Consider the following 5,129-nt stretch of genomic DNA (forward strand, 5'->3'; position numbering starts at 1 on the left):
ACCGCGAAGATCGCCCGCGCGGCGGGCATCGGGGAAGGCACGATCTTCCGCGTCTTCGCGGACAAGGAGGCCCTGCTGGCGGCCTGCCTGACCGAGGCGCTGCGACCCGACGACACCGCCACCCACCTGGCGGCGATCCCGCTCGACCAGCCGCTCCCGGCCCGCCTCACCGAGGCGGCCGAGGTGCTGCGCGGCCACATGGCCCGGCTGGGCGCCGTCGCCGGAGCCCTCGCGGCCACCGGCCGGCTGGAACGCCGGATGCCCGCCACGGCGGGGAGAGCCCGTTCCGACGACCGATCGGCCGAGCCGCCGTCCCCTGCCCTTTCCCCGGCCCCGGCCTCAGCCCCAGCAGCGGCCCCGCCGGCCGTCCCACCAGCCGTCCCACCAGCCGTCCCACCGGCCGTCCCGGACCGCGAGGCGGGACTCGCCGCGCTGCGGACGGCCCTGGCCGCGCTGTTCGAGCCCGAGCGCGAGGCGCTGCGGCTGCCGCCGGAGCGCCTCGCGGGCGCCTTCGCGCTGCTGCTGATGCCCGCCGGCCGGGCAGACGCCCCCGAGCTGCTGACCACCGGGGAACTGGTGGACCTGTTCCTGCACGGCGCGCTCTCGACCGCCGGGCCGAATCCGTGAACGGGCCCGCGCACGGCGGTGGATCCGCTCCCCCCGGCGGCGAGGCCTACGCCGAGCTGACGCCGCGGCGGCGGACCCTGGTGACCGTCGCGCTGCTCCTGACGCACGACGTCCCGGTCCGCACCCCCAGGCTCCGATGGGTAGCGAGCCCGGTCCCCGCCTCAGGCGGGCACAGCAACGGTCAGGCCTTCCTGGGCGGCGGCGGTCGACAGGCGCTTGTCGTAGCTGACGAAGACCAATGACGGCGCATCGAGCCGGAGCGCCGTCGCGAGATGCAGGGCATCCAACGAACGCAGCAACGGATCCGTCAAGGCCGCGGCGGAGACCATGATCGGCTGGTCGATGGGCACGAGCGTGATCCGCGACAGGACGTCAGGGATACGGGGAAGAGCGGCGGGGTCGCTGCAGCGCAACGCTCGGGTCACTTCGAGCATCGCAAACGCAGACGACACCGCGACGCCTGGCCGCACGGCAAGCCAGGAGCGCAGCGCACGCGTCTCACTCTCCGGATGGGTCAACTTCACCAATGCACTGGAATCCAGATAATTCAAGAAGATTCCCCGCGTAGCTCCGCCACCACGTCCGCGGAGTCACGGCCGTCCCAGCTGCCCGTGGACGTCGGTTCGGGGAGATCAGCCAGGCTCGCGGTGGAGAGGGTAACGCGCCCCTCGGCAACGAGTTGGTCCAGGTAGTCACTGCCCGTCTGCGTCAGTTCGGGCACCAGCCTCGCCCACGGTCGTCCGTTGCGAGTGATGATGATCGATTCTCCCGCGTGCGCACGGTCAACCCAGGTACCCACGGCATGGCTGAGATCCCGCAGGCTCACCACAGTCATGCCTCAAGTCTAACAAGTGTTAGACACCCGCTGGCCCGTCGATTCCAGGATCAGCGGGAGCACCGTCCCCGGACGGCATCGCGCCCCATCGCTCGGCGTGGACGGCGTCGGCGAGGGGACGCCGCCGGGCCCAGCCGTGGCGTTCGAGGTCGGGAACGTGCTCGAGGTGGGTCACCGGCCCGAGGCAGAGCCACGCCACGGGCCGGATGTAGGCGGGGATGGCGAGCAGGTCACGAACGAACGGCTCCCGGTAAAATGACACCCAGCCCACCCCGAGACCCTCGGCGGTCGCGGCGAGCCACAGGTTCTCGATCGCCAGGCACACCGAGTACAGGCCGGCGTCGGCGATGGCGTGCCGACCCAGCACCGCCGGCCCGCCGCGGTGCGGATCGTAGGTCACGACCAGCGACAACGACGACTCCAGGATGCCGTCGATCCTGATCCGGGCGAACCGGGCGGCACGCTCACCGGTCAGGGTCGCGGCGAAGACGGCGCGCTCGCGGTGCACGTGGGTGTGGAAGTCCCGCCGGGACCGCTCGTCGGTGACGAGGATGAAGTCCCAGGGCTGGCTAAGGCCGACGCTCGGCGCGGCGTGAGCTGCCCCGAGCACCCGGTCGAGCACGTCGGCGGGGATCGGCCCGCCGGTGAACTGGCCGCGCACGTCGCGCCGCCGGTGCAGGACATCGTAGAGGTTCGTGGGGTGGAGGTTCGTGGGGTAGCTGTCGGTAGGGTAGCTGTCGGTAGGCATGGCAGGCTCCCGCTGTCCGGCCGCCCGCACGACGACGGGCGGCGTCGATGCGGGGCCGGTCTTCGGACTTCCGGATCAACGCCGGCCGTCCGCCTTCCCGGGCCCGAAGACCCAGTGGCTGCGCGGCGCGCATGGACGGCGACTTCCCGGTTACCGCGGCGGGCCCGTGCCGGACCTTCACCGGCTTCCCGATTCTCCCCGGTCCCCCGGGGCACCCCGCGCATGACGCCATTGGGGACGATACAGGATAAATCGACACATCAAGGTGCGGCGATCCGTCAGCCGGTGAATTTGGGGGACCTGAGCACGGTCTACGGTCCCTGAACCGTGCCTTACTCCCCACAACTCGGCCGCCACGCGATCAAGTGGATCCGGGAACTGCTCGCCGCGCAGGGCCGCGCTGGCGCCGCCGCGAGCCGTCTCTCACCAGGCGAAGTGTCGGCACCGGCCGGTCGACCTCGCCGCGTGCATCGGCCCCGCCCTGGCATCGGCCCCGTGCGGTCAGTCCCGGGTGACGTCGTCGATGGTGGCCGCGATGGCCGCGCGGCGAAGCCACAGGTCCAGCTGGTCGGTGTCGACGCAGGCGAGAATCCGCTCGCGGACCGCGCCAGGCACCGGCACGCCGCGGCTCTCCAGCACCAGCAGCACCGACCTCGCCTCGCCACGGGCCTCGCCGAGAGCCTCGCCACGGGCCTCAGCGCGGGCGTCGATCTCGTTGTAGCGCTCGTTGTGGTAACGCCGGCCGAGGGTCGTCGTCCTGAAAAAGGCCTCCCATCGGGCCCGGGCTGCCTCGGGCAACCGACCCACTGTCACGTCATCATAAAAGATCTTCTTGTCTGGTTCCAACACGTCCAGCGCCGCCAGCAGCGCCGGGAACATTACGTCGATCTTGACATCGTCGAGATGGCAGATCGCCGCGAGCAGCACCGGCGCCGGGCGGGCCGCCGCCAGCTCCGCGTCAGCGACCAGGGGCACGTCGGCAGCAGTAAAGAACCGGGGGTACAGCCGCACGCCGCTGCGGGTGTCCCCGGCGATCTGGTCGCGATACCAGCGGGCGGACGTTGGGGTCGTACAGGCGCGCGTGGTCGAAGGCGGGGGCGTCGTCGCCGAGGAGCTCGGTCTGCACCCAGTCGGGCAGGGACGGGTCGAGCCGGAGCAGCTCGGGCGGCGTCTCGTGGGCGGAGGTGGGCATACCGCCACGATGCCCGATGGGTCCGACAGGTCTGGCTCGCAACCTGCACACCAGCGCCGTAAGGCGAGATGTCCACCTTCGTACCCGGGAGCAGGCCCAGCGCCTCGCGGATGAACTTGGGCAGCACGATCCGACCTACGTGATCGACAACAGCTTCCGTGGGAGAACGATACCAGTTTGATCCCATAGCCGTGAGCGTCGCCAACCGCCGCACGATACTCCTCCAGTGGGGGTGCACGATCGACGGCTGCGACGACTGGGTACCGACACCGGTCGAGTGCGCCCAGCCCTCTAGATTTCTGCGAGAGGTACCGCTTCCTGGGGATATTGGAGGGCACGGGCAATGGCGACCGTGGCGCGTGACCGGCTGGCGAGGATGCTGCGCGGCGACGCGGAGACCACGTTCAGCGTGGGACTGACAGCGAGTAGGGATGACCTGAGCCTCGAAGTCGAGGGCGTCGGGCCCGTGGCCTTTCCAGTCCGGCCCGAGCAGGCCCGCGAGCTGCTCGGCCTCGGCCAGCCCGCCCGGTTCGGCCGCGGCGAGGAGACGCTGACCGACCCGGGCGTCCGCGACACCTGGGAGATCCCGAAGCACCTCGTCCACGCCCAGTGGGACGACAAGGCACTCGACGTTCTTCTGACGACGGCAAAAGACGAGCTGGGCCTGCCGATCGCCGCCGAGCTGACGGCCGACCTCCATGCGCTCCTGGTGTACGAGCCGGGCCAGTTCTTCCGCGCCCATCAGGACAGCGAGAAGGACTACGCGATGATCGGCACTCTGGTGGTGGTACTACCCTCCAGCCACACCGGCGGCGAGCTCGTGGTGCGCCACCTCGACGAGAAGATGGTCTACCGGGGCTCGAAGACGGACCTGTCACTGGTCGCCTTTTACGCCGACTGCCGGCACGAGGTCACCGCGGTGCGGTCGGGGTACCGGATCGCGCTCACCTACAACCTCCTGCTGCGCGGGGACACCGCCCTGCCGGAGGGCGACGAGGGAGCAACCGCCGAGCTGGCCGGCTTCCTTCGCGAGCACTTCGGCACGCCCGTGGCCAGCCGCTACGGCAGAGGCGCGGCCGACCCACCGAACCGGCTCGTCTACCTCCTCGACCACGAGTACACCCCGCGCGCGCTGGGCTGGAGTGGGCTGAAGGGCGCCGACGCCGCTCGCGTGTCCCTGCTGCGGGCCGCGGCCGAACGGGCGGGGTACGAAACCGTGCTCGCGCTCGCCGATGTCAAGACGACGCACAACGCCTACGAGGCGGATGAAGACCTCGGGCACCGAGGAGGACGGTACTGGGACGACTACGACGAGGGCGAGGACTCCGACGACTCGGGCGAGGACGACGTCGAGTACCAGGTCGAGGAGCTGCTTGTCTCCGAGGTCACGCTCACGCACTGGACCGGCCCGGAGGGCACCCGGCTGGAAGAGGCCTCGCTGGATGTGAGCGAGGACGAGGTGTGCGCGTCCACCGGATCCGACGACCTCGAGCCCTACTCCTCGGAGTACGAGGGCTACATGGGCAACTGGGGCAACACGCTCGACCGCTGGTACCACCGGGCGGCGGTCGTCGTGTGGCCCCGCGAGCAGGCCTTCGCGAACCGCGCCGAGACCTCGCCGGCCTAGGCTCTTGACGAGCTCGCCGGAACGATCGCCGCCAACCGCCGGCCCGACGCCAACCGCCAGCCCGACGCCAGCGAACGCTGCCCGCACCGCCGACCCCCGG

Annotated in this window: 7 protein-coding genes and 1 riboswitch; of the genes, 2 read left to right on the top strand and 5 right to left on the bottom strand. The window is 70.8% G+C overall.

What is annotated here, in order from left to right:
• A partial coding sequence (locus tag ACY45C_RS17230) for a TetR family transcriptional regulator (protein ID WP_462188586.1) occupies positions 1–627 on the top strand: 627 nt, incomplete at its 5' end.
• A 161-nt stretch (positions 628–788) separates the two neighbouring features.
• On the opposite strand, the gene ACY45C_RS17235 is transcribed toward ACY45C_RS17230, so the two are convergent.
• The 5 genes from ACY45C_RS17235 to ACY45C_RS17255 form a co-directional block, all read right to left on the bottom strand.
• Positions 789–1,178 (bottom strand): type II toxin-antitoxin system VapC family toxin, encoded by a 390-nt coding sequence (locus tag ACY45C_RS17235; protein ID WP_462188587.1) that lies wholly within the window; start codon positions 1,176–1,178, stop codon positions 789–791.
• The gene (locus ACY45C_RS17240) at positions 1,175–1,462 is read right to left on the bottom strand and encodes a type II toxin-antitoxin system Phd/YefM family antitoxin (RefSeq protein WP_462188588.1); all 288 of its coding nucleotides are present in this window, start codon (positions 1,460–1,462) and stop codon (positions 1,175–1,177) included. The genes ACY45C_RS17235 and ACY45C_RS17240 overlap by 4 nt, the downstream gene beginning before the upstream one ends.
• 19 nt (positions 1,463–1,481) lie before the next feature.
• Positions 1,482–2,210, bottom strand: coding sequence for a 5,6-dimethylbenzimidazole synthase (gene bluB, locus ACY45C_RS17245; protein ID WP_462188589.1), 729 nt, complete (start codon positions 2,208–2,210; stop codon positions 1,482–1,484).
• A 36-nt stretch (positions 2,211–2,246) separates the two neighbouring features.
• Positions 2,247–2,444: riboswitch (cobalamin riboswitch) on the bottom strand.
• A 267-nt stretch (positions 2,445–2,711) separates the two neighbouring features.
• Complete coding sequence (locus tag ACY45C_RS17250; RefSeq protein WP_462188590.1) at positions 2,712–3,185, bottom strand: hypothetical protein; 474 nt, start codon at positions 3,183–3,185, stop codon at positions 2,712–2,714.
• The gene (locus tag ACY45C_RS17255) at positions 3,169–3,402 is read right to left on the bottom strand and encodes a hypothetical protein (RefSeq protein ID WP_462188591.1); all 234 of its coding nucleotides are present in this window, start codon (positions 3,400–3,402) and stop codon (positions 3,169–3,171) included. The genes ACY45C_RS17250 and ACY45C_RS17255 overlap by 17 nt, the downstream gene beginning before the upstream one ends.
• A gap of 343 nt (positions 3,403–3,745) precedes the next feature.
• On the opposite strand from ACY45C_RS17255, the gene ACY45C_RS17260 reads away from it, so the two are divergent.
• Positions 3,746–5,029: a 2OG-Fe(II) oxygenase gene (locus ACY45C_RS17260; RefSeq protein ID WP_462188592.1), complete on the top strand. Its 1,284-nt coding sequence runs from the start codon at positions 3,746–3,748 to the stop codon at positions 5,027–5,029.
• Positions 5,030–5,129: the final 100 nt, after the last annotated feature.

This window comes from Frankia sp. CcWB2, assembly GCF_977927585.1.